The following is a 22,063-nucleotide window of genomic DNA, read 5'->3' on the forward strand; positions in this document are numbered from 1 at the left end:
GGGCATGACAGAGGGGGACGAAGTGGCTGTCTTAGGCGTGCGCGTACGGCTGGGCGCCGGCGCGACCGTGGATGACGTCAGAGCTCTGAAGACCTGGCTGGAGCGCGACGAACCACTGGAGAAACTGGTCTCCGGACAACACCTGCGCATCCAGGCGCAGCCCGCCACGGACGGCACCCCGGGGCGGCTCGGGCCCGACCTCGAACTCGTGCTGAAACTCCTCGGTGACGTCGTCACGATCGTGGCACTCACCGAGTACACCACCCGCGCGGTCAAGACCTGGACCAACAACCGCCGCAGGCTGCAGGGCGGCGATCCCGAGCCGCAGATCCGCCCGCTGGACCCCGACGGGGAGTAGGGCGGTGAGCCGCTTCGACCCGCGCCGCAAGGTGAACCGGGCGCTGCTGGCCGGTGTGTCGGAGTACGACCACACCGCCCCGGACGACGCCCAGGGCGTGAACGGCCAGCTCCCGGCCGTGCGGCGCAACCGCAGGGCACTGGAGGACGCGCTGCGCCGGGGCGGGGTGTTCGGCGCGGGTGAGGTGCGCACCCTGGCCTCGCCGGCCCCGGACGACTTCACGGTGGAGCTGCGCCGCGCCTGCCGTGACGCCGAGGGGCTGCTGCTGCTCTACTTCGCCGGGCACGCCGTCACCTCCACCTCCGGCAGCGAACTGCACCTCCAGATGCGTACCGCCCGCGTCCTCACGGGCGACGGGCTGCCCGGCTCGGTGAGTTTCAGCGAGGTGCTCGGCGAGCTCGTCGAGAGCCGTGCCCAGCAGGTGGTGGTGATCCTCGACTGCTGCTACGCGGGCAACGCCGCGGGCATCTGGCACCGCTTCGACGATCCCAGGCGCAAGAAGGACAAGATCCTGCTGCTGATGAGCGTGCAGCCCAACCGCTGCATCCTGGGCGGGGACGCCGACGCGGCGACGCCGTTCACCCGCGAACTCGCCCGTGTCCTCGACGGGGGCGGCGAGGTGTGGCTCTCCGGGCTGTACGCCGCCGTGAAGGACCGGATGGCCGCGGCGAAGTACAAGGCGGAGGACGACGATCCGCAGCGGCCACAGGCACTGGCTCCCCCGTGGGACCCGGAGGCGGACGTGCTGCTGGCGGCCGGACCGGTGGACCCGCACGGCGGCGGCACCGAGGACACCACCGGCCGCTTCTCCTGGCTCCGGCGGCCGCTCGACCGCGTCCGGAAGCCCATCGGCCTGTTCGGCCGCACCGTCGTGGCGCTTGTGCTGGCGTTCGTCGCGATCGGTGCCGCCGGTTACGGAGTCCTGACCCTGACCGGCGGATCCGGCCCCTGCGAACCGCCCCTGGAGCTGCGGGTCCTCACCGATCCCGACCTGGAGCCGGCGATCCGGGCGGCCGCGGACGGCTACCTCGCCTCGGACGCCAACACCACGGAGGACGGCTGCCCGCGCAGCGGCGTCACCGTCTACAGCGCCGGTGCCGCTCATGTGGTGACCGCGCTGGGCGAGCACTCCGATCCCTGGCAGCAGCCGAGGGAGGACGTCAACCCGCAGCGGGACATCGGCCCGCAGCCGGACGTGTGGATCCCCGCGACCCGCGCGGACGTCGACCGGGCCGGCGACGCGCAGGTGGAACGCGTCTTCGCCCGGCTGGAACCGGACCACGGGCCGTTCGCGTACTCACCGGTCGTGCTGGCCGTCCCGGAGGGTCTCGACGCCGGCCTCCCGCCCACCGGGCAGTCGCTGCCGAAGCTCGTCGGGGCCCTGAAGGACGCGGACGGCAGGGCACAAGTGCGCAGGCCCGACCCCGAGTTCAGCGACGCGGCGCTGCTGGCGACGGTGGGGCTGTACGGCGACGGGGCCGATGTGCGCCGCGCCGAGGAGCTGATCAGCCGGGCGGGACGGCCCGAGCCCTCGGCCGTCAGGCTGCTGTGCACGCTGCCCGCGGACGACGCCGCGGACGACCGCAGCGCGGTCCTGGTGCCGGAATTCCTGCTCAGGAGCGGCGTCGGCTGCCACTCGGTCACGCGCGCCGGGCGCACCGCCGTCTACCCCGACGACGTGCCCGGTCTGGAACCGACGTTCGTGCGGGTGCGCTGGGAGGGCGGTGACCGGGACGTCCAGGCGCGGGACGACAGGGTGGACCGGTTCCGCGACTGGCTGACGGGGGAGGGCGGCCGGGAGGTGCTGGGCCGGCAGGGCTTCAGGGCCGCGACGGGCGAACGGGGACTGCTCGCCGGGAAGGCGGCCGACCACGGGCTGACCAGTGTCGTTCCGCCGGCGGACCCCGCCGACGCGGCACGGCTGGACAGGACACTGGAGCGGTACGGCAACGCGCACGGACCCGGCCGCGTCCTGTTCCTCCTCGACAGCTCCGGCTCGATGGCCGGCCTGTGGGACGGGCCCAGCGGTGGCCCCGGCATCCTCAAGCAGACCCTGACGGGGCTCGGCAGGGGGGACGAGTACGGGGTGTGGGCGGTGCACGGGGTCGGGGGACCCACCCACAGCGGGTTGCTGGACTTCGGCACGCACCCCCGCGCGGAGGCGGAGAAGGCCCTCAGGGCCGGCGAGGAAGGCGCCCGGGTGCGGGACGCCGAAGCCGATCCGCGCGCCGCCCTGCTGGACGCCCTGGCGTTCATGCGGGAGCGCGGCGCCGGCGACGAGCGGCCGCAGCTGATCGTGTACCTCACCGACGGCGAGGACGACAACCGCCTGGCCGGCGACCACCTCCGCGAGGTGGAGAACCGGGCACGCGAGTCGGGCGTGCCCGTGGCCATGGTGACGCTGAAGTCCGGGGGCTGCGACCGGGACCGCCCCGGCACCCGCGTCGCGGAGGCCTCCCAGGGCCGCTGCCTGGACGCCGGGGACGACCTCGTGCCCGCGCTGCGTGACGAGGTCGCCCGCATCGGAACGGGGGAGGAATGATGGCCCGACGACCGCCGGCCGCCGTACCCGTGCCGCCGTCCCCGCTGACCGTGCTGACCGTGCTGATCCTGCTGTTCCTGGCCGCCTGCACCGGCGGTGACGTACGGGAAGAGCCGCCGGACGCCGACAACCGCCGCCGGATCGTGGTGGCCAGCGGACAGGACGTGACCGGCAAGAACGGCATCCGCCAGCAGCTCATCGACGTCTGGAACGCCGAGGAGGGCACGCAGGGCTTCCAGGCCCGGCTGGTGGAACTGCCCGGTTCCGCCGACCAGCAGCGAAGCCAGCTGCTCGGCGCCCTGCAGTCCGGCAGCGCCGAGTACGACGTGGTGAACCTGGACGTGACCTGGGTTCCGGAGTTCGCCGCCGCGGACCTGATCCGCCCGCTGACCGACGCGGCGGTCAGGTCCCCGGACGACATCATCCCGTCCGTGGACAGGACGTCGTACTGGAAGGGCGAGCGGTACGCGGTCCCGTTCAACAGCGACGCCGGGCTGCTGTACTACCGCAAGGACCATCTGCGGAAGGCCGGTGTCTCCCGGACGGACCTCAGCGACGGGGTCACCTGGGACCGGCTGCGGGACCAGATCGACGCCGTCAAGAAGCACTTCGGCTCCCAGGGCCACGAGGGCTGGGCCACCCAGCTCGCCCCGTACGAGGGCCGCACGGTCAACGCGATCGAGGCGTTCTCCTCGGCCGTGCCCGGACTCCGGCTGACCGACGGCGACGGTGCGTACGCGGCGACCGTGGAACAACTCACGGCGGGCGTGGCCGAGCTGCGGGCCCGCACGGCCCCGCCCTACACCCTCGACGAGGCCACCGAGTCCCGCGAGGCCGAGTCGCTCAGTGCCTTCGCGGAGGGCCGCACCACCTTCCTGCGGCACTGGCCGTACGTCTACCCCGCCCTGTACGAGACCTACGGGGAGGACCTGGGGGTGACCCGGCTGCCCGGCAGGACGGTCCTCGGCGGGCAGAACCTCGCCGTCACCGCCTCCACGACCGAGCAGCGGGCCGCGAAGGCGGCGGAACTGATCGCTTTCCTGACCGACCCGGACAGCGAACGCTGCCTGCTGCGCGCCGGTTTCGCCGCGACCCGCGTCTCCGCCTACCAGGAACCCGGCACCGCTCCCCCGTGCCGGCACGCCCCGGCATACGCCGAGACCCCCTCGGCGTCACCCACCGGCGAAGGCACCGTCGGCCTTCCCCCCGACCGGATCGCCGAAGGGGTCAGCTTCTCCCGGGACATCCTGCTCCCGTCCCTCCGCGAGGGCGTGCACCGCCCCCGCACTCCGCTCTACGGCGCGGTGACGCACACCCTCATCACCGCACTGGACGCCCTGTACGGCCCGAGCCCGAGCGGGGGCCGGCCGGGCGACACGGAGATCGCGAGAGGCCTGGACGAGGCGTTGAGGAAGGTCCTGCCCGATTGACGCGCTTCAGCGGGAGTCCGCCACGGCCCGGGGTTCCGGCCGGGGGGTCTCCGCCCGGGCCGGGCCCGCGTTCGCCGCGAGCAACAGGGTCGCCACCGCGACGAGGGCCGCGGTGAAGCCTCGGGCGTATCGCTCGGCGGTGCGTGTGCGTTCGAGCACGGCGACCTCGCAACGGGGGCGGCGACTACGGCGGCAGCGTATTAATCAGGTTCGACAATCCTGCTTAACACTCCGTTTAACCTAGGGGCAGTTCCGGGCGAACGGCAAGAGCCACAGGGGGAGTTGGCGTGGGGGAGCGTGACGATCCGGGGACCATCGGGCGCCGAGTGCAGCGGTTGCGTGTGGAACGCGGACTGACGCAGCGGCAGTTGGCGGAACCCGTGTACACACCGGCCTACATCTCCACCCTCGAGTCGGGCCGGGTGCGGCCCTCCGACGACGCGCTGCGGCATCTCGCGGAGCGCCTGGGCGTCGCCTTCGACGAGCTCGCCGGCGGACACTCGGCCCGGCTCGTCACGGGGCTGCGGCTGCGCCTCATCGAAGCCCAGCGCACCCTGGCCGACGGCGAGGCCGAGGCGGCGGCCGGGCAGTACGCCGAGCTGCTCGCCGAGGCCGGGACGCACGGTCTGACGGCCGAGCGGTCCGCCGCCCTGCTCGGACTCGGCGAGTGCGCCCTGGAGACCGGTGAACTCGCCGCCGGCCGGCAGTACTTCGAGCGGGCCGAGGAGTGCCTGGCCGGCGCCCCCCTGCCCGCCCGGGTCCCGGCCCTGCGCGGACGGGCCGTGGCGCACTACCTCGCCGGTGAACTCCGCTACGCCGTCCACCTGCTGGAGACCACCCTCGACGAACTCAACCGCGGGGGACTGCACGACCCGGACGCCCTGCTGCTGCTCTACGCCAGCGCCATCGGCCCCTACATGGACATGGGCGCGCACGCCCGCGCCGCCCAGGCCGCCGAGCTCGCCCTGGCCCTCGCCCCGCAGTCCGGCGACCCCGCCCTGGTCGCCCGTATGCACCGCTCCGTCGCCCGCACCCTGGTCGCCGAGGGCCGTCTCGCCGAGGCCGACGCCTCCCTGGCCAAGGCCGCCGAGCTGTACCGGAGCCTGCAGATCCGCACCGAACTCGCCAACTGCCACTGGATGCGCGGCTACGTCCACGCCCAGGACGGCCTGCTGGAACGGGCCGAGGAGGAGCTGCGGCAGGCCCTCGGCATGCTGTCGGCCCGGCGCGCCGCCCTCTACAGCAGCCAGGTCACCGTCGAGCTGGCAGACGTGCTGCACCGGCGCGGCCGGTCCGACGAGGCGGCGGCCCTGCTCCACGACGTCCTCGGGCAGTTGTCCCCCGAGCGGGGCGCCGTCCACTCCGCCGCCGCCCACCGGCTGCTCGGCATCATCGCCGAGGACGCCCGCCGCACCGAGGACGCCGAGGAGCACTACGTCCGTGCCCTGAGCCTGCTGGAGCGGGCCGGCGCCGCCGGCGACCTGGCCGACCTGTGCCGGCTGCTGGGCGACCTGCTGCGCAGGACCGGGCGGGTGGAGGCCGCCCTGGACGCCTACCGGACGGGCCTCGGCCACCGCACGGCCCCCGGCACCACCACCCTCGGGCCCGCGCCCGCCCAGCCTCCCCTCTGACGAAACCGTGTCCTCGCACAGCCGTGCGGGTTAGCCTCCCTCCGGGAAAGTGAACGACCGGGGCGGGCGCGCGTGGACAACCGACGGACGATGGCCGACGGCATACGGCTGGGCCTGCGGGCCCTGGTGTACGCCGTCCTCTCAGGGGCCGCGCTGCTCACCGTCGTGACGGTGGTGTCGGTCCTCGGGCCCCTGCTGGCCCTCGACCTCTACACCCCGCCGGTCGCGGCCTGGTGGACGGTGTTCACCGCCATCACCGTCCAGGGCGTGCCGTTCCTGCTGCTGGGCACCGTCGTGTCGGCGGCGATCGGCGCGTTCGTGCCCGAGCGGGTGTTCCAGCGGCTGCTGCCCCGCCGCACGGTGCTCGCCGTGCCGGTCGCCGGGGCGGCGGGAGTCGTGCTGCCCGGCTGCGAATGCGCCTCCGTGCCGGTGGCGGGGAGCCTGATGCGGCGGGGCGTCGCGCCGGCGGCCGCGCTCGCCTTCCTGCTGTCGGCGCCCGCCATCAACCCCGTCGTGCTCGTGGCGACCTCGATCGCCTTCCCGGGGCAGCCGGAGATGGTCCTCGGCCGGCTGCTCGCCTCGCTCGGCACGGCCGTGGTGATGGGCTGGCTGTGGGCGAGGTTCGGGCGCGAGGAGTGGCTGCGGCTGCCGAAGCGGAGCGGTGGGCAGCAGCCGGGCGGGGGCCCGCGCGCCTTCGCCGCGGGGCTCCAGCACGACTTCCTGCACGCGGGCGGGTTCCTCGTCGTCGGGGCGGCGGCCGCGGCGACGTTCGCCGTCGTCGTACCGCGGTCGCTGCTGGAGGTGTTCACCGGGTCGGCCTGGCTGTCGGTGCTGCTGCTCGCCCTGCTGGCGGTCGTGCTGTGCGTGTGCAGCGAGGCCGACGCGTTCGTGGCGGCTTCGCTGAGCGGCTTCTCACCGACCGCGCGACTGGCGTTCATGGTGGTCGGGCCGATGGTGGACCTGAAGCTGATCGCCCTCCAGACGGGCACGTTCGGCAGGGCCTTCGCGGTGCGGTTCTCGGCGGCGACCTGGCTGGTCGCCGTGGTGAGCAGCGTCCTCGTGGGGTGGTGGCTGCTGTGAGGCGCTACGGCCCTGCCGTGCTGCTCGTCCTGACGGGCGCGGCGATCCTTCGGGTGTCGCTCTTCGGCGAGCTGTATCTGCGGTACGTCCAGGCGGGGCTGCGGCCCTACCTGGTGGTGTCCGGGATGGCCCTGGTGCTGCTGGGGACGGTGTCGGCGGTGCTGACCCGGGCGGAGGACGAGCACGGGCCCGGGGACCGAAGCGATCACACCGGGCACGATCACGGCCCCGCCGGACCCCGTGTCGCCTGGTTCCTCACGCTTCCCGCGCTCGCCCTCCTGCTCTTCCCGCCGCCCGCGCTCGGCTCCTACAGCGCCGAACGCGACGCCGGTCGGCGTGCCGCCCGGGGCGTCGGGACCTTCCCGGCCCTGCCGTCCGGGAACCCGGTCGACCTCGCCCTCGGGGAGTTCGGCTCCCGCGCGGTCTACGACAGCGGCCGCTCCCTGGAGGGCCGTACGGTTCGCCTCACCGGCTTCGTCACCCGTGACGACGACGGCACCTGGTACGTCACCCGCCTCCTCGTCTCCTGCTGCGCCGCCGACGCCACCGCCGTCGAGGCCGAGGTGCGCGGCGCGCCGGCCCCGCCGGTCGACACCTGGGTGACGGTCACCGGCACGTGGCACCCCGAGGGCGAGCCGGGGTCGGACGCCGCCTGGCCACCGGTCGTCGACGCCGGCTCCGTACGGCGGGTGCCGCAGCCGGACGACCCGTACGAGAAGCGCTGAGACCCCCCGCCCGGGCCCGGTGCAGGTGTTTTGCCCCACCCGTAACGGGTAGTCGGGGCACGGTTCCGAGAGGGCCGGGCCCGGTGCGCGGCGGGCACCGGGCACAGTCGTCCGGCCGGTCGCACGGCGGCCTGGTGGCGCGGTCGCGGGCCGCCCGCTTCCGCCATGGCCCCGCTCCCGGAAACCGTCGACGGTGCAAGCCGCGGTGAGCGAAGGAGGCGGTGGTCGTGCGGCCCAGGGACGATCCCCGAGACGCTCCCGACGGCGGCCCGGGCCCCGGCCGCGCCGGGGGTGGCGGCCCTGACCCGGACGGCGCCCGGGCCGCCGACGCGATCGCCAGGGGCGTGCGGGGTGCCGAGCCCGGAGAGGTGCCGGGGCGGCTGTGCGAGGTGGCGGTGGAACTGCTGCCGGTGATCGGCGCGAGCGTGTCCCTGCGCAGCGAGGGCATGCCCGTCCAGCTGAGCGCGAGCAGCGAGCAGGCCGCGCACCTGGCGCGGATCCAGGCCACGCTGGGCGACGGCCCCTGCCAGAGCGCGCTGGAGGACGGCGCGCCCGTCCTCGCCTGCGATCTGACCACGGGCCGGGACGCCGGACGCTGGCCGGTCTTCGCCCAGCAGGCCACCGAGGCCGGGGTGCGGGCGGTGTACGCGGTGCCGCTGGGCAGCGGCGCGGTGTGCGTGGGCACGCTGGACCTCTACCGCGACCGCCCTGGCGGGCTCACCGACCGCGAGTTGCACACGGCCCGGGTCGTGGCCGGTGTCATGACCGTGGCCCTGATGGCACTGCCGCACGGCGACGAGCCCGGGACGCTCGACGGGGACGACTGGCTGAGCGGACTGGCCGCCGACCACGACGAGGTCTACCAGGCCGTCGGCATGATCATGGCGCAGCTCGGCGTGGGCGCGGACGACGCGCTGGCGCGGCTGCGGGCGGACGCCTTCGCGCACGGGCGTACGGCCCAGGACGTGGCGCGGGACGTGCTCGCCCACCGCACGCGGTTCGACCGCTACTGAACGCCGAGGAGCGCGGCCTCAGATCTGTGCCCTGCCCTGCTTCCTGATCTCGGTCAGACGCTGCGCCCCGAGTTCGGCGGTCTGCCGGGTGACCTCCGCGTACACCTCGTCCAGGCCGGCGTTGGTGAGGGTGATCGCCTCCTCGCCGACGCGTACGGCGGCGAGGTCCATGGTGAGGTAGGTCAGCTCCCCCTCCTCCGTCTCGCCGGCCAGCATGACCCGCAGGGCCTGCCGGGCGTCCCCCACCGGCGGCAGCGGCAGGTCGCGGACCTCCACACCCTGGACGACGCCGCGGGTGGTCGTGGCCGTGAACTCGCCGCACCTGCCGGGCAGCGACTTCAGCCAGTCCAGCGTGCGGTCCACCTCCGCCGGAGGGTGGGCGGCGACCCGGTAGCGCAACTGGGCGTCGGTGTCGCCGTCGTCGAGCGCGGACGTCGCCTGCGGGCCCTTCGGTGTGCCGAAGGGCTCCTCCGTGTAGAGGACGTCCAGCAGCCGCTGGCAGTCCTGGTCCTGCGTGGTCGCTTTGAGCAGTCCGTCACGCCAGGTCCGCGCGCCCCGCGACGGCGTCCACGGCTCTCCCAGATCGGCCTCGGTGACCAGCGCCGCCCGGGCCTGTGCCTCGGTGAGGGCGGCTCGGGAACCGGACGGCCGCTCGACCGCGGGGGACGCGCCGGAGGCGGACGCCGAGGCGGAGAACCACCGGGGCCGCGGTGCGTCGCCGACCGTGCAGCCGGCCGTGCCCAGCAGGGCGGTCACGGACAGCGTGGAGGCCAGGAGGGCACGGGTGGCCGAGGGGTGGGTCATCGGGTGCCTCCTGCGGGGGGCTCGAGGAGGCGCCTCGGGGCGGGGCCGCTCTCCAAGATCGGGTGCGTGCTCCTACGGCACCACCGCGACCGTCCGGCCACCAGCGATACGGGCCGTCCGGGTGAGCGGACCGGGCACCGCGCCCGCCGTCCGAAAACCCGGGCTCAGAACGTCCACCGCGTGTGGCTGTAGACGCCGTTGTCCCGGCCGAAGCCGTAGGCCGTGTCCGGGGCCACCGCGAACAACACCACCTCGCCGCCGCGCAACGCGTCGCCGATGCCGTGGAACGTGCCCTCGGGGGAGGTGATGTGCGGCCCGTACTTCGTCTCGTACGCCGTGATCACCTCCTCCAGCAGGGCCGGGTCGCCGACCGGCTCGGCGGTGCCCTCGACGACGAGGTCGAGCCCGTCGGTGAGGGAGTTCGCCCCGGTGGTCAGCGCGCAGTGCGCGTCGTGTGCGAGGTTCTTCGCCTTCTGCTCGGTGCGGCCGGTGGAGAAGTACAGCACCCCCTCGTGCCAGGCGGCGATGCAGGGCGTGACGTGCAGCCGGCCGTCGGGCCGCACAGTGGACACCCAGAAGATCTCGGCGGCCGCCAGCCGTCCCTGTGCCTCGTCCCACGGGGTGGCGGTGACCTCCGAGGCACCCGGACGGGGGGTGAGCGCGGAGCTGTAGCGGGCGTCGAGCTCGGTCGTCGGTCGCTGTGCGGGCATGGCGTGACTCCTTCGTCGTCTCCTGCCCGTAACGACCGTCCGGCGGGGCCGGAATCATCGCCGCGTCCGTTCGTGTCGCCGTACGGCCCGGACGTGCCGGCTCGGGTCGCCCGCGATGAGCCGGGAGCGGGCCGTCGTCCAAGCCGTAGGGTCACTCCCGCGGAGCTTTCCCGCGGCAGCCATCTGGAAGGAGTCCCCCGTGACGGACGGCCGGCCCATCCCGGTGATCATCGACTGCGACACCGGTGTCGACGACGCCCTCGCCCTGCTGTTCGCCGTACGGCACCCGGCGCTCGACGTGCGGGCGATCACCTGCGTGGCGGGGAACACGGATGTCGACGGCGTCGTGCGCAACACCCTGACGGTGCTGGAACAGGCGGGCGCTCCCCCCATCCCCGTCGCCCGGGGCGCCGAGCGGCCGCTGATCGAGGCCCCCCGCTCGGCGCAGCACGTGCACGGGCGCGACGGCATGGGGGACCTGCGGCTGCCCGAGCCGTCCCGCAGGCCCGCCGACGTCGACGCGGTGACGCTGCTGCGGCGCGAGATCCTCGCCTCCCCGCGCCCGGTCACCCTCATCCCGACGGCGCCCCTCACCAACATCGCGCTGCTCCTGCGCACGCATCCGGAGGTGGTCCGGGGCATCGAGCGGATCGTCTTCATGGGCGGCGCGGCGGCCGTCGGCAACGCCACACCCGTCGCGGAGTTCAACGTCTGGCACGACCCGGAGGCGGCCGCGATCCTGCTCACCGCGGGGGTGCCGATCACGATGTACGGGCTGGACGTGTTCAACCGGGTCGTGGTTCCCGCGGCGGACGTGCGGAGGCTGCGCACGAGCGGGGAGCCCGGGGCGCGGCTGGCCGGGGAACTGCTCTCGTACCGCCCGGCCCATCCGGACAGCCGCCCCGACGACCCCGCCGAGACGTCCGGCGGCCTCGGCGACGCGGGAGCCGTGTGCGCGGTCGCCGACCCCGAGGGCCTGACGACCCACCGCCTTCCGGTCGACGTGTCCCTCGCGACCGGACCGACGCGCGGGATGACGATCGTGGACCGCCGCCCCCGGCCCGGCGAGTCGGAGCTTCACGAGGGCACACGCGAACAGCCGCTGGTCGACGTGGGGCTGGACGTGGACGTGGAGCGCTACGTGAAGCTGTACCTGTCGACCGTCGAGGCGTGAGAACGCCCGGGCCTGAGAACGCCCGGGGCCTGGAGAGGCGTGCGGCGTCGACGAGATCGGGGGCTTCCCCGCTGGATGACCCTCGACTTAGGACTACACTCCTTAGGGGTGTAGTCCTATTCGGTTCGGGAGTTCTCATGCGCCGTGGGTCAGGACCGGACAAGCCGTCGCGGATCTACGCTCGCGGGAGCGAATGGGAAGCGCTCAGCTCCTTCGCGAACCGGCCGTCGTCCCATGCCATGCTCGGTATCGTCAGCGGTCGACGACGCATGGGAAAGACATATCTTCTGCGGGCACTCGTCGAGCAGTGCGGAGGTTTCTACTTCGGGGCCACGGCCGGGACGGAGGCGGAGTCCCTCCGCCAGTTCAGCGCGGCTCTCGCTGAGCACGTGGGTTCGCCGGCGCCCTTCTCCTTCGCGTCATGGGACGACGCGGTCTCCTACCTCTTCGGTCTGGCCGCTCCCGGGCGGCGGGACAGCCCCTTCCTCGTGGTCATCGATGAGTTCCCGTATCTGGTGAAGGCGACCCCGGAGCTCCCCTCGCTCATCCAGCGCGTGATCGACCGCTTCCAGATCGAGGAGAGCGGCATGCGGCTGCTCCTGTGCGGTTCGGCGATGTCCGTCATGGGCGGGCTGTTGGCCAGCACCGCACCGCTGCGTGGCCGGGCGCAACTGGAACTGGTCGTTCGTCCCTTCGGGTACCGGGCCGCGGCGGACTTCTGGGGTGTCGCCGACGAGCCCGCCCTGGCCGCGCGGCTGCACGCCGTTGTGGGAGGGACCCCTGCGTACCGCCGCCAGTTCCTGGCCGATGACGTTCCCGCGAGTATGGGCGACTTCGACGACTGGGTCTGCCGCACCGTCCTGGCGCCGTTCAGCCCGCTGTTCCGGGAAGCCCGGTATCTGCTTGCGGAGGAGGCGGACATCCGTGACACGGCGCTCTACCACTCGGTGCTCGCGGCTGTGGCGCAGGGCAACGCGACGCGAGGAGGCATCGCCGGCTACATAGGCCGCAAGTCCGTGGACATCTCGCATCCGCTCAATGTCTTGGAGGACAGTCACCTGCTGGTGCGGGAGGCGGACATCTTCCGGGCGGGCAAGTCGCAGTACCGCATCACCGAGCCGCTGATCACCTTCTACGAGGCCATCATGCGTCCGGCCTGGGCCCGCCTCGAGAGCGGTCAGGCCGCAGAGGTATGGCCGCGGTCGGCCGAGCGCTTCGCCGCGCAGGTGGCCGGCCCGCATTTCGAGGCGCTGTGCCGGGAGTACGTGCTCGGACCGGGCCGCTCGCTGCTCGGCACGTCACTGGGTGACGTCGGAAGTGGTGTGGTGACCGACTCGAGGCAACGTCGGCAGATCCAGATCGACGTGGCCGTGGTGGAGTCGGGATCCGGTGGAGACAGGCCCGCGGTCGCGCTGCTCGGCGAGGCGAAGTGGGGAACCGTCATGGGGACGAACCATCTGGAACGTCTGGAACGGGCCAGAGAGCTCCTCGCCGGACGGGGGATGGATACGACGCACTGCGGGCTGGCCTGTTTCAGCGCTGCCGGCTTCAGCGATGCCCTGCGCGGTGAGGCCGAGCGGGGCGGTGTCCTGTTGATCGGCCTCGACGAGCTCTACGGCCGGACGATGCCGACGGCTGTTCTGCCGTAGAACGCAGCCCTGGTCGGTGCCCGGGACCCGAGAGGCCTGGTTCCTTCACCGCGTCGGGTCGTCCGTCGGGCCCCGTGGGTTCTCGAGGGAGTCGCTGCGCCCCGCCCTGCCGTGGTCCCGGGGGGACTCGGCAGGGCGGGGCGCTGGTGGAAGCAGACTGGCTCAGGCGCCGGTGGTGCCGCGCTTCGCCGCGCGGCGGCGGGTCACGACGACGAGGGCCGCGCCGCCGGCCAGCAGGGCCGCCGCGCCGAGGGCGATCGGGCCGGTGCTGCTGTCGGCGCCGGTCTCGGCGAGGTCGCCGCCACCGCCGTTCGGCTTGGGCGCGACGGGCGTCGACTCGGAGGCGCTCGGGGTGGGCGTGTCCGTGTCGGAGGACGGCGGCGTCGAGGGCTCGGCCGGCTCGGACGGGGACGCCGGAGGCGTGGTCTCCTCGGCCGGTTCGGACGGGCTCGCCGGCGGCGTCGAGGCGGGCGGCTCGGTCTCCGCCGGCGGCGGGGTGGTGGTGCAGTCCTTCGTGCCGCCGTTCCAGGCCGCGATCAGCTTGTCCTTGATGACCGGGCGGTCCGGGCCCTTGGGCAGCTCGCCGTGCTCGAAGCCGTCCTTCGCGTCCAGCTTGCCGTCGAACTTCACCGCGCCCCGGTAGAGGTCGATCTGCCCGAAGCAGCCCTTGTCCGGGATGGCGATGTCGAGCGAGTCGGTGCCGCCCTGCTTGACCGTCACGGAGTCGAAGTCGACGAACACCTGCTCGCCGGAGGTCGCGAACGTCGCGCCGTGGGCGAGGTAGGAGGCGAGGGAGGCCGTGCAGGTGGCCGCGTCACCGGCGGCGCGGACCTTGATGTGGACCTTGCCGTCCTCGGTCGGCTTCAGGTTCTGGTCGTCGACCTTGACCGAGTCGTAGAAGTTCGTGCCGTCGAGCGAGAACTGGCAGCGATCGGTCCCGGTCTCCGTGCCCGCGCCCGTCCCGGGCTTGTAGTCGCCGCCGGACGACCAGCCGTCTCCGCCGGGCGCGCCGTGCGCGAAGGCGGTCGTGGCGGTGGCGGCGCAGAGGGCGAGGGCCGCGGCGCTCGTCCCCAGCAGGCGTCGCGCGGTGACACGTCTCGCTATGGACATGCGTATCCCATTTCTTGGCGTGTGCCGAACCCGGGTGGCGGCATGCGGGCAGCGCGTGGCTGCCGGGCCGCACCAGGAAGTGAGTGGTCTGAGAAGCACTGGGCTCATTGGTCACATGTGCCTCAGTGGCCCCATGGTGGCGGTGCCGCAGCACACTGTCAACCTGCGGTAATGCAAAGGAAGTTGCACCGCCATCACACTTTCGTCACAGCAGGAATGGATTGCTCCGATCGACGCGATGGTTCCTTTTTCCGGCATTCTGGACAGATTCAATGCAGTCGCCCGTATGCCCTGCGAAGGAGACCGCGTGACCGAGCGCTCGACCCTCGACCTGTCGTCCCGGGACCCCGACTGGTGGCGCCAGGCCGTCGTCTACCAGATCTACCCCCGCAGCTTCGCCGACGCCGACGGCGACGGACTCGGTGATCTGCGCGGCATCACCCGCCGCCTCGGCCACCTCGCCGCCCTGGGCGTGGACGCCCTGTGGATGAGCCCCTTCTACCCGTCCGAGCTCGCCGACGGCGGCTACGACGTCGCCGACCCCCGGGACGTCGACCCGCGCCTGGGCACCCTCGACGACTTCGACGCCCTGGTCGCCGAGGCCCACCGCCTCGGCCTGAAGGTCATCGTCGACATCGTCCCCAACCACTCCTCGCACCGGCACGCGTGGTTCCAGGAGGCCCTGGACGCGGGGCCCGGCTCGGCCGCCCGCGACCGCTACGTCTTCCGGGACGGCCGCGGCGAGCACGGCGAACTCCCGCCCACCGACTGGCAGTCCGTCTTCGGCGGCAGCGCGTGGAAGCGGGTGCCCGACGGCCAGTGGTACCTGCACCTGTTCGCCCCCGAGCAGCCCGACCTCAACTGGGAGAACCAGGAGGTCCGCGCCGACCACCGCACCACCCTGCGCTTCTGGTCCGACCGCGGCGTCGACGGATTCCGCGTCGACGTCGCCCACGCCCTCGTCAAGGACCTGAGCGAACCCCTGCGCGACCTCGGCCGGCCCGAGCTGAGCCGCGAGGAGGCCCTCACCGCGCTGCCGCCCGGCACGCACCCCTTCTACGACCGCGACGACGTGCACGAGATCTACCGCGACTGGCGCAAGATCCTCGACGCCTACCGCCCGCCCCGCATGGCCGTCGCCGAGGCGTGGGTGCCCGGCGCCCGGCGGGCGCTGTACGCCCGCCCGGACGAGCTGGGCCAGGCCTTCAACTTCGAGTACCTGCAGGCCGGGTGGGACGCGCAGGAGCTGAGGCAGGTCATCACCGACTCGCTCGCCACCGCCCGGGCGGCGGGCGCCTCGGCCACCTGGGTGCTGTCCAACCACGACGTCATCCGGCACGCCTCCCGGCTGGCGCTGCCGCCCGGCACCGACCTCAACGCCTGGCTCCTGGCCGGCGGTCACGCCCCGGCCGTCGACGAGGCGGCGGGGCTGCGCCGGGCCCGGGCGGCCACGCTGCTGATGCTGGCGCTGCCCGGCTCGGCCTACGTCTACCAGGGTGAGGAACTGGGCCTGCCCGAGGTGGCCGACCTGCCCACCGAGGTGCTCCAGGACCCCATCTGGGAGCAGACGGGCCACGTCCGCAAGGGCCGTGACGGCTGCCGGGTGCCGCTGCCGTGGACGACGACCGGACCGTCGTACGGCTTCGGGCCGGGCGGTGCCTGGCTGCCGCAGCCGCCCGGCTTCGCCGCCTACGCCGTCGAGGCCCAGGACGGGGTCGAGGGCTCCACCCTGGAGCTGTACCGCACGGCGCTGAGGCTGCGCCGCAAGCTCCTCGACGGTGAGGAGCTGACCTGGGCGGACGACACCCCGCGGGGCGTGCTCGGGTTCGACCGCAGCGAGGTGTGGCGGTGCGTCACGAACCTCTCCGGCGCGGCGGTCGACGTGCCGGCGGGGGAGGTGCTGCTGAGCAGCGCGCCCTTGGAGGACGGCCGGCTCGGGCCGGACACGACGGTGTGGCTCGGGCGGTGAGTGTTCCGATGTAGTGCCGTCTCGGGCCGTCGGCGTCCTTCTGCGGGCCCCACTCGCCTGGCCCAGCAGGGCGAGCCATGGGCGGGGGTGGCGGGGAGGATCGTGCCACCGACCGTGCACGGACAGGGAGTCCCGCCCGCGATGAACAGGTACAGCCCGCGATGAACAGGTACAGCAGGACAGCAGTCGTGGCGGGGGCTCTGGTCGCGGTGGTGGTCGGGGGCCCCGCCCCGCCCGCGGCGGCCCGGGAGGGCGCGCTGTGGGGTGCCGCGATCATCGCGCCCGGGCGGGAGGGCATCGTCGGGGTCGTGGGCGTCGAGAAGGTCTTCGAGGGGGCCGTGCTGACGCTGACCGCGCCGCGGGGGGCGCGGGTGACCGGCACGCCGCTCGCCGCCTCCGGATACCGCGGCTCGGTCGCCGCCGGCGGACGCAGCGCCACCTACACCGTGACGGGCGCGGCGGCCGGACGGAACCGGGTCTTCCCGTTCGTACTGGCCGTGCCGGCGGATGCCGTTCCGGGCGTCCGGCTGTCCGGCTGCTCCCTGAGGTTCACCGACGCGCGGGGCGTGCCGCGGGCCGTCGGGCGGTGTTCCGTGACCGTGGGCCTGGCCGGACCGGTCCTGACCCGTCCGCTGTCCGGCGTACCGCTGTCCCCCCGGCCGGAGGTCTCCGGCACCGCTCACCCGGGCGCCCGGGTCACCGTCCGTGACAAGGACGGCCGGGAGGTGTGCACGACGACGGCGGCCCCCGACGGCACCTGGGCCTGCACCCCGGGCCCGGCCCTCCCGGCCGGCGCCAACCGGCTGCAGGCGGTGGCCGCTCTGAACGGGGTGAGTGCGATGAGCGAGCAGGTGGACATCGTGGTCGCCCCGGCCGGCGCGGATCAGTAGCGGACCGCCCGGGCGACCTCGGTACGGACCTCACCGGAGAGGTCGTGGGTGCTGCGGGCGGTGGCCGTGGCGGAGTGGCCGGCCTGCACGTGGTCCACCGTGACGATGACCGTGTCGACCAGTTGTCCCGCGCCGTCGCGGAAGTCGACCTGGACGGCGAAGGACCGGGTCGCGTCGTCGGTGTTGCGGGCGGTGACCTCCGTGCGGACCCGGCCGTCGGACCCGGTGACGGGCGCACCGGTCTTCACGTCGCCCTTGACGTCGATGCCGTCCTGGATGTCGTCGAGCCGCCGCTGTGCCTCGGCCGTGGCGGACTCCACCGCCTCCGCCGCCTCGGAGGCCCCCGAGGCGATCGACCCCACGGCGGACTCCGCCCTGCTCACGGTGTCCGCGGGGGTGTCGTCGCCGCTGCAGCCCGCGAGCACGGCGGACAGGCCCAGCACCAGGGCCGCCCCGCCCGTCGCCCAGCGCCTGCGGTGCCAGGCCGACGTGCCGTCTTCCCGGGGTCCGCCGGCTCCCGGGCCTCGCGGCGTCATGTGCGTCCGAGCCCGCCGCCGCCGAACGATCCGCTGGATCCGGGCGACCAGCGGCGCGGCTTCTGGTCCTTGCCGGTCCTGGTGCTGGCACGGTGGAGCTCATGGGGCATGAGCCGTTGGCCGTCGCGTGCCACGACCGGCACGTCGTCGGGCTCCCGCATCTCCCTGGTCTCGCGGACCGGCCCGCCCTCCGGGAGGTGCGGCTGTTCCTCGGGTGCGGGGTGATGGGTGTCCTTGTCCATGACCTGCATCCCGACCCGCACGGCCCAGATCAGCGCGCAGGCCACGATCAGCCCGCCGACGAAGGCGATGGTCACGGCGACCGCGTGATCCGACGACGCCGCCAGTTCTGCATACGTAGCCGTACTCATGCCCCAAGTATCACCGACGGAATGGGATAAAGCGCCCGGAATATCCTGCTGCCCCGCGGAGTACCGTGGAGGACGGAGGGTGTGCCGCGACCACGGGCCGCACCTACGGGCCGCACCGGTCTTCCGGCCGCCCTCGGGTGGTCTTCCGCCCGCCCCCGGTCCGCAGCAGGAGCCCCCCGATGACCTCCGCCTCCGCCTCCTCCCCATCACCGGCACCGCTCCCCGCGCCGCGAGAAGTCCGGCTACGGCTCGCCGGGCCGACGCCCCACGGCCGCACGGCACGGCGTATCGACGGCGCGTGGTGGCCCCGGTCGGACGACCTGGCAGAGGAACTGACCGGACTGCTGGGCGTGCTCCCACACGACTGGGGGCGCATCGACAGCGTCCTGGTCCACGGGGAGACCTGGCCGGACTGCCCGGCGCAGCTGGTCGTCGCGGGGCAGGCGGTGCACGTCGGTCACAACGACTCGCCCTCCGCGCCGCACACCGTCTGTCTGCTCGCGCCCGGCCAGGGACGCTACGACCTGCTGGTGGTGCCGCCCGCGACGGCGGTGGAGGAGGCCGGCCGGCTCATGGAGCGGGCCGTCACCCAGGGCGTGTGACGCCCCGCCCCGCCGTTCAGTGCGCCAGCAGCACCAGGGCCAGGGCGGCCAGCGCCGGGACGGTCTGCACGAAGAGGATCTTCCTGCTCGAGGTCGCGGCGCCGTAGACCCCGGCGACCGCCACGCACACCAGGAAGAACACCGAGACCTGGAAGCCCACCGGGTCGGACGCCACCGCGCCCCACACCAGACCGGCGGCGAGGAAGCCGTTGTAGAGGCCCTGGTTGGCGGCCAGGGCCTTCGTCCCCTCGGCGAACTCGGCGCTGGTGCCGAAGGCCGCCCGGGCCCTCGGCGTGGTCCACAGGAACATTTCCAGCACCAGGATGTAGGCGTGGAGCGCGGCGAGGGCCAGCACCGCGAGCGTGGCGACGGTCGACATGCGCTCATCATCACAGGCCCGCCCGGCCCGTCCTCCTTCGGGCCCTCCCGGGAGGCGGCGCGGGTCCCGGGGTGGCAGATTGCGGCCAGAGGCCGGGTCCGGCCGTCGCGTCCCCGCGTGTGCCGCTCGGGAGCCGGACCCGGCCTCCCCTCCCATGGCGCGCCGCGCCCCGCACCGCCGTCGCCCTTCGTTTTGCGGAACCTTTGCCTGTGGGCCGGGCGTTGGACGGGTGTGCGCGCGTGAGCAGGTGCGCCGGGTGATGCCGACTAGTACCGAGGTGACGTCAATGGCAGTGTGGGACCGGCTCAAGGACCAGGCCAAGGCCTTCCAGCAGGGCCAGGGGGCGCGGGGCGCGACGACCGGTGGGCACGGCGGCGGGACGAGGTCCGGCGGTGGCGGCAAGGCCCAGCTGGTCGGCCTGCTGAAGACGCAGCTCGGTTCGCTGAAGAACGAGTTGAAGAGCGGCGCGTACCGGGACGCGAGCATGGCGATGTGCGCCCTGGTCGCGGCGGCCGACGGACATGTGGACCCGGCCGAGCGCCAGCAGGTCGAGTCCATGATCCTCAGTAACGACGTCCTGCAGAACTTCCCGCCCGAGCAGCTCCGGCAGCGGTTCGGCAAGCACGTGGACCAGCTGACCGCCAACTTCCAGCTCGGCAAGTCGGAGGCGATGCAGGAGATCGCGAAGGCAGCCAAGAAGCCCACCGAGGCCAGGGCCGTGATCCAGACCGGCATGGTCATCGCCGGTGCCGACGGCCACTTCTCCCAGGCCGAGGCGACGGTCCTTCGCGAGGCCTGCGCGACGCTGGGGGTGTCCCCGGCCGAGTTCCAGCTCTGACCGGCGAGCGAGGGCGTGACTCCCGTCCGCGGTGACGGAAGCCCGCCGCAGCCTGCCGCTGCGGCGGGAGCGCGCCCCGCCTTCCGCGGTGAAACGGAGCCCTCGGACGCCCTGATCGCCGAGGTGACCCGGCGGACCGTGGCCGCCCTGGGGCTCCCGGGGCTGCCGCCGCCGTCTATAACAGGGCCATGATCTATCACGTCGTACCGCACACCGTCTGGACCACCGCCACCGGCCGGACGTACGCGCCGGCCTCCCTCGCCGAGGAGGGTTTCGTGCACTGTTCCCCGGACGAGGCGACCACGCTGGCCGTCGTCAACGCCTTCTACCGGGACGCGTCCGAACCCCTGCTGGTGCTCGCCCTCGACGAGGCGCGGCTCACCGCCCGGGTCGAGTGGGAGGCTGCGGCCCCCGCCCCGCCGCCCGGTGTCTCCGGTGACGTCCTGTTCCCGCACGTCTTCGGCCCCCTCGACCGGGACGCCGTCGACCACGTCCTGCAGGTGCGGTTCGACGAGGAGGGCAGGGCCGCCGAGCTGCTTGCGACAGGATGACGGGGTGATCGAACAGAAGTCTTCCCCCCATGATCCTCCGCCCGGCCTGCGCCCCGTCCGGGGAACGGCCCGCTGCGCCGTCGTGGCCCTCGCCCTCGCCGGAGCCGCCTGGCTGGTCCGGGCGGTGTGGCACATCCGGCTCGCCGTCGCGGGCGAGCCGGCGTCCGGCCCGCCCGACCAGGGCGGCGGGGTGCACCGTCCGCTGAACGCCCTGGAGGACTCCTACCACCTGGTCTCCTCCGTGGGCGCCGGCGTCACGGCCGTCTGCGCGATCGCGTTCCTGTTCTGGCTGGACCGGGTGCGCGACAACGCCAAGGCTCTCTCCGGCGCGAACCCCCGCTACGGCTACGGCTGGCTCTGGTTCGGCTGGGTCGTGCCCGTGGCGAACCTGTGGATACCCCGGGGCGTCGTGGCGGACGTCCACCGCTCGGTCTTCCCCGAGCGGCGGCTGCCCGCCGTCGTGAACTGGTGGTGGGGCCTGTGGCTGGCCGGCCTGGCCGGTGGCGTCGGGATCATCTACGCCGACGACACGGACGAGGTCATCGCCCGTGCCTACCACGGCGTTCTGCCCCTGCTCGCCGCCGATCTGGTGATCGTGGCCGCGGCCGGGGCAGCGGCCCTCATGGTTCACATGCTCACGACGGCGCAGCGCGAGCACATCGCCGGCAAGGGCTACTGACCGGCCCGCAGCGGCCGGAACACCGACACGGCGAAGGAGGCCGTCACCGACACGGGCGCCGCCAACCGGCCGATACGGTCGTCCCGTTGCGCGGCGGTGAGGTGATGCGCCGTCGGACTCATGCCCACCAGGCCGGTGACGTCCCCGGGCGTGAGGCGCATGGCGTACTCCAGCGGCTCGGTGTGATCGAGCCGGAAGCGCGTGTCCAGCAACCGGCGCAGACGCTCCTGCTTCCTCGGGTCGACCGCCAGCAACCCGACCGGCTCGTGCAGTTCTTGCAGGTGCCTTCCGGTGGGTGTGACGACGAGCAGCGCCCCGTCCGGGCCGAGGACGCGGTGGAACTCGGGCCCGTTGCGGGGCGCGAAGACGTTGAGCACGAGGTCGGCGCCGCCGGTGCGCACCGGCCACGGCTGCCACACGTCCCAGCAGGCGGCCTCGGCACGGGCGTGCGCGCGGGCCGCCGCCCGCAGGGCGGGAACGGAGCTGTCCAGCCCCAGACCCAGCGCCCGGGGCAGGGCGTCGAGGACCTCGGCGAGGTAGTGACCGGTGCCAGCCCCGGCGTCCAGTACGACGCCGTCGGGCGGGGCCAGTTCCGCGGCGAGGCGTGCGAGGGTGCGGGCGAGCGGGCCGTAGTGCCCGGCGCCCAGGAACGCGGCGCGGCTGCGGACCATGCCGGGGGAGTCGGCGCTCGGGGCCCGCCGGCGGCCGGTCAGCAGACTGACGTATCCGTGGCGGGCGATGTCGAAGGTGTGCCGGCTCGCGCACCGCAGGGCACCGGCGGTGTGTTCGAGGGCGGCCGGGCACAGCGGGCAGGTCAGGACGGACAGAAGACGATCGGAAGGCAAGGGATGCTCCTCGGAACGCGGAGGCCGCGGCGGGGCGGCGCGTCGCGTGCGGGCGGCGGACGGTGAGTCGTCGGCGCGCGCAGCCGGCCGCCGTGAACCGGCGGCAGGGGGGCACGCCGAGGACGGCGACGTGACGGACTCACGTCGCCGTCCTCACCGCGGCGTCAGAGGAAGCAG

The 22,063-nt window shown here is 73.7% G+C and carries 23 protein-coding genes; 15 read left to right on the forward strand and 8 right to left on the reverse strand.

Features of this window, described 5'->3' with window-relative positions; all coding sequences use genetic code 11:
• Positions 1-4: 4 nt before the first annotated feature.
• Genes ADK65_RS13600 through ADK65_RS13610 form a run of 3 tightly spaced genes read left to right on the forward strand, consistent with a single transcriptional unit; the run spans position 5 to position 4,330 of the window.
• Positions 5-358, forward strand: a complete 354-nt coding sequence (locus ADK65_RS13600; RefSeq protein WP_234352867.1) for an effector-associated constant component EACC1 — start codon at positions 5-7, stop codon at positions 356-358.
• A gap of 4 nt (positions 359-362) precedes the next feature.
• Positions 363-2,900: a caspase family protein gene (locus tag ADK65_RS13605; RefSeq protein WP_053670304.1), complete on the forward strand. Its 2,538-nt coding sequence runs from the start codon at positions 363-365 to the stop codon at positions 2,898-2,900.
• The gene (locus ADK65_RS13610; RefSeq protein WP_053670306.1) at positions 2,900-4,330 is read left to right on the forward strand and encodes an extracellular solute-binding protein; all 1,431 of its coding nucleotides are present in this window, start codon (positions 2,900-2,902) and stop codon (positions 4,328-4,330) included. Before ADK65_RS13605 ends, ADK65_RS13610 begins: the two co-directional genes overlap by 1 nt.
• Positions 4,331-4,336: 6 nt before the next feature.
• Here ADK65_RS13610 and ADK65_RS38820 read toward each other — a convergent pair whose 3' ends face one another.
• Complete coding sequence (locus tag ADK65_RS38820) at positions 4,337-4,489, reverse strand: hypothetical protein (RefSeq protein WP_199825621.1); 153 nt, start codon at positions 4,487-4,489, stop codon at positions 4,337-4,339.
• 128 nt (positions 4,490-4,617) lie between these two features.
• On the opposite strand from ADK65_RS38820, the gene ADK65_RS13615 reads away from it, so the two are divergent.
• The 4 genes from ADK65_RS13615 to ADK65_RS13630 all read left to right on the forward strand — a co-directional run bounded on the left by ADK65_RS13615 (position 4,618) and on the right by ADK65_RS13630 (position 8,779).
• On the forward strand, positions 4,618-5,961 hold the full coding sequence (locus ADK65_RS13615) for a helix-turn-helix domain-containing protein (protein WP_053670308.1): 1,344 nt from the start codon (positions 4,618-4,620) through the stop codon (positions 5,959-5,961).
• A gap of 90 nt (positions 5,962-6,051) precedes the next feature.
• Positions 6,052-7,041, forward strand: a complete 990-nt coding sequence (locus ADK65_RS13620) for a permease (protein WP_053670501.1) — start codon at positions 6,052-6,054, stop codon at positions 7,039-7,041.
• A complete protein-coding gene (locus ADK65_RS13625) occupies positions 7,038-7,766 on the forward strand; it encodes a TIGR03943 family putative permease subunit (RefSeq protein ID WP_053670310.1) in 729 nt (242 codons plus the stop codon). Before ADK65_RS13620 ends, ADK65_RS13625 begins: the two co-directional genes overlap by 4 nt.
• A gap of 221 nt (positions 7,767-7,987) precedes the next feature.
• Positions 7,988-8,779, forward strand: coding sequence for a GAF and ANTAR domain-containing protein (locus ADK65_RS13630; protein WP_053670312.1), 792 nt, complete (start codon positions 7,988-7,990; stop codon positions 8,777-8,779).
• Positions 8,780-8,797: 18 nt separating this feature from the next.
• Here the strand turns inward: ADK65_RS13630 and ADK65_RS13635 are convergent, their stop codons facing one another.
• Together ADK65_RS13635 and ADK65_RS13640 are read right to left on the reverse strand one after the other, a co-directional pair.
• Positions 8,798-9,583 (reverse strand): hypothetical protein, encoded by a 786-nt coding sequence (locus ADK65_RS13635; RefSeq protein ID WP_053670314.1) that lies wholly within the window; start codon positions 9,581-9,583, stop codon positions 8,798-8,800.
• Positions 9,584-9,747: 164 nt separating this feature from the next.
• Positions 9,748-10,293, reverse strand: a complete 546-nt coding sequence (locus ADK65_RS13640; RefSeq protein ID WP_053670316.1) for a pyridoxamine 5'-phosphate oxidase family protein — start codon at positions 10,291-10,293, stop codon at positions 9,748-9,750.
• A gap of 199 nt (positions 10,294-10,492) precedes the next feature.
• Between ADK65_RS13640 and ADK65_RS13645 the strand changes: the two genes are divergently transcribed.
• Positions 10,493-11,467 carry a nucleoside hydrolase gene (locus ADK65_RS13645; protein ID WP_053670318.1) on the forward strand — a complete coding sequence of 325 codons (975 nt, stop codon included), beginning with the start codon at positions 10,493-10,495 and terminating at the stop codon, positions 11,465-11,467.
• Positions 11,468-11,736: 269 nt separating this feature from the next.
• A complete protein-coding gene (locus ADK65_RS13650; RefSeq protein WP_234352868.1) occupies positions 11,737-13,116 on the forward strand; it encodes an AAA family ATPase in 1,380 nt (459 codons plus the stop codon).
• Between the two features lie 162 nt (positions 13,117-13,278).
• Here ADK65_RS13650 and ADK65_RS13655 read toward each other — a convergent pair whose 3' ends face one another.
• Positions 13,279-14,226 carry an LAETG motif-containing sortase-dependent surface protein gene (locus tag ADK65_RS13655; protein ID WP_053670323.1) on the reverse strand — a complete coding sequence of 316 codons (948 nt, stop codon included), beginning with the start codon at positions 14,224-14,226 and terminating at the stop codon, positions 13,279-13,281.
• A gap of 286 nt (positions 14,227-14,512) precedes the next feature.
• On the opposite strand from ADK65_RS13655, the gene ADK65_RS13660 reads away from it, so the two are divergent.
• The gene (locus tag ADK65_RS13660; protein WP_199825622.1) at positions 14,513-16,195 is read left to right on the forward strand and encodes a glycoside hydrolase family 13 protein; all 1,683 of its coding nucleotides are present in this window, start codon (positions 14,513-14,515) and stop codon (positions 16,193-16,195) included.
• 161 nt (positions 16,196-16,356) lie between these two features.
• Positions 16,357-17,085 carry an Ig-like domain-containing protein gene (locus ADK65_RS13665; protein WP_053670327.1) on the forward strand — a complete coding sequence of 243 codons (729 nt, stop codon included), beginning with the start codon at positions 16,357-16,359 and terminating at the stop codon, positions 17,083-17,085.
• Here the strand turns inward: ADK65_RS13665 and ADK65_RS13670 are convergent.
• Positions 17,079-17,621 (reverse strand): hypothetical protein, encoded by a 543-nt coding sequence (locus tag ADK65_RS13670; RefSeq protein ID WP_234352869.1) that lies wholly within the window; start codon positions 17,619-17,621, stop codon positions 17,079-17,081. The genes ADK65_RS13665 and ADK65_RS13670 overlap by 7 nt on opposite strands.
• The gene (locus tag ADK65_RS13675) at positions 17,618-17,992 is read right to left on the reverse strand and encodes a DUF6479 family protein (RefSeq protein WP_053670328.1); all 375 of its coding nucleotides are present in this window, start codon (positions 17,990-17,992) and stop codon (positions 17,618-17,620) included. Before ADK65_RS13675 ends, ADK65_RS13670 begins: the two co-directional genes overlap by 4 nt.
• A 179-nt stretch (positions 17,993-18,171) precedes the next feature.
• On the opposite strand from ADK65_RS13675, the gene ADK65_RS13680 reads away from it, so the two are divergent.
• On the forward strand, positions 18,172-18,594 hold the full coding sequence (locus ADK65_RS13680) for a DUF5994 family protein (RefSeq protein WP_053670330.1): 423 nt from the start codon (positions 18,172-18,174) through the stop codon (positions 18,592-18,594).
• A 16-nt stretch (positions 18,595-18,610) separates the two neighbouring features.
• Here ADK65_RS13680 and ADK65_RS13685 read toward each other — a convergent pair whose 3' ends face one another.
• Positions 18,611-18,973 carry a DUF1304 domain-containing protein gene (locus tag ADK65_RS13685; RefSeq protein WP_053670333.1) on the reverse strand — a complete coding sequence of 121 codons (363 nt, stop codon included), beginning with the start codon at positions 18,971-18,973 and terminating at the stop codon, positions 18,611-18,613.
• Positions 18,974-19,259: 286 nt separating this feature from the next.
• Here ADK65_RS13685 and ADK65_RS13690 point away from each other — a divergent pair, with 286 nt between their 5' ends.
• The 3 genes from ADK65_RS13690 (at position 19,260) to ADK65_RS13700 (ending at position 21,041) form a co-directional block, all read left to right on the forward strand.
• Entirely contained in the window at positions 19,260-19,811 is a 552-nt protein-coding gene (locus ADK65_RS13690; protein ID WP_053670335.1) for a tellurite resistance TerB family protein, read from the forward strand.
• Positions 19,812-19,999: 188 nt separating this feature from the next.
• The gene (locus ADK65_RS13695; RefSeq protein WP_053670336.1) at positions 20,000-20,362 is read left to right on the forward strand and encodes a DUF952 domain-containing protein; all 363 of its coding nucleotides are present in this window, start codon (positions 20,000-20,002) and stop codon (positions 20,360-20,362) included.
• A gap of 4 nt (positions 20,363-20,366) precedes the next feature.
• Positions 20,367-21,041: a DUF4328 domain-containing protein gene (locus tag ADK65_RS13700; RefSeq protein WP_053670338.1), complete on the forward strand. Its 675-nt coding sequence runs from the start codon at positions 20,367-20,369 to the stop codon at positions 21,039-21,041.
• On the opposite strand, the gene ADK65_RS13705 is transcribed toward ADK65_RS13700, so the two are convergent.
• Positions 21,035-21,886, reverse strand: a complete 852-nt coding sequence (locus ADK65_RS13705; protein WP_053670340.1) for a putative RNA methyltransferase — start codon at positions 21,884-21,886, stop codon at positions 21,035-21,037. The two genes, ADK65_RS13700 and ADK65_RS13705, sit on opposite strands and share 7 nt — an antisense overlap.
• Positions 21,887-22,063 lie beyond the last annotated feature (177 nt).

This window comes from Streptomyces sp. NRRL B-1140 (assembly GCF_001280065.1).
Classification (GTDB): domain Bacteria; phylum Actinomycetota; class Actinomycetes; order Streptomycetales; family Streptomycetaceae; genus Streptomyces.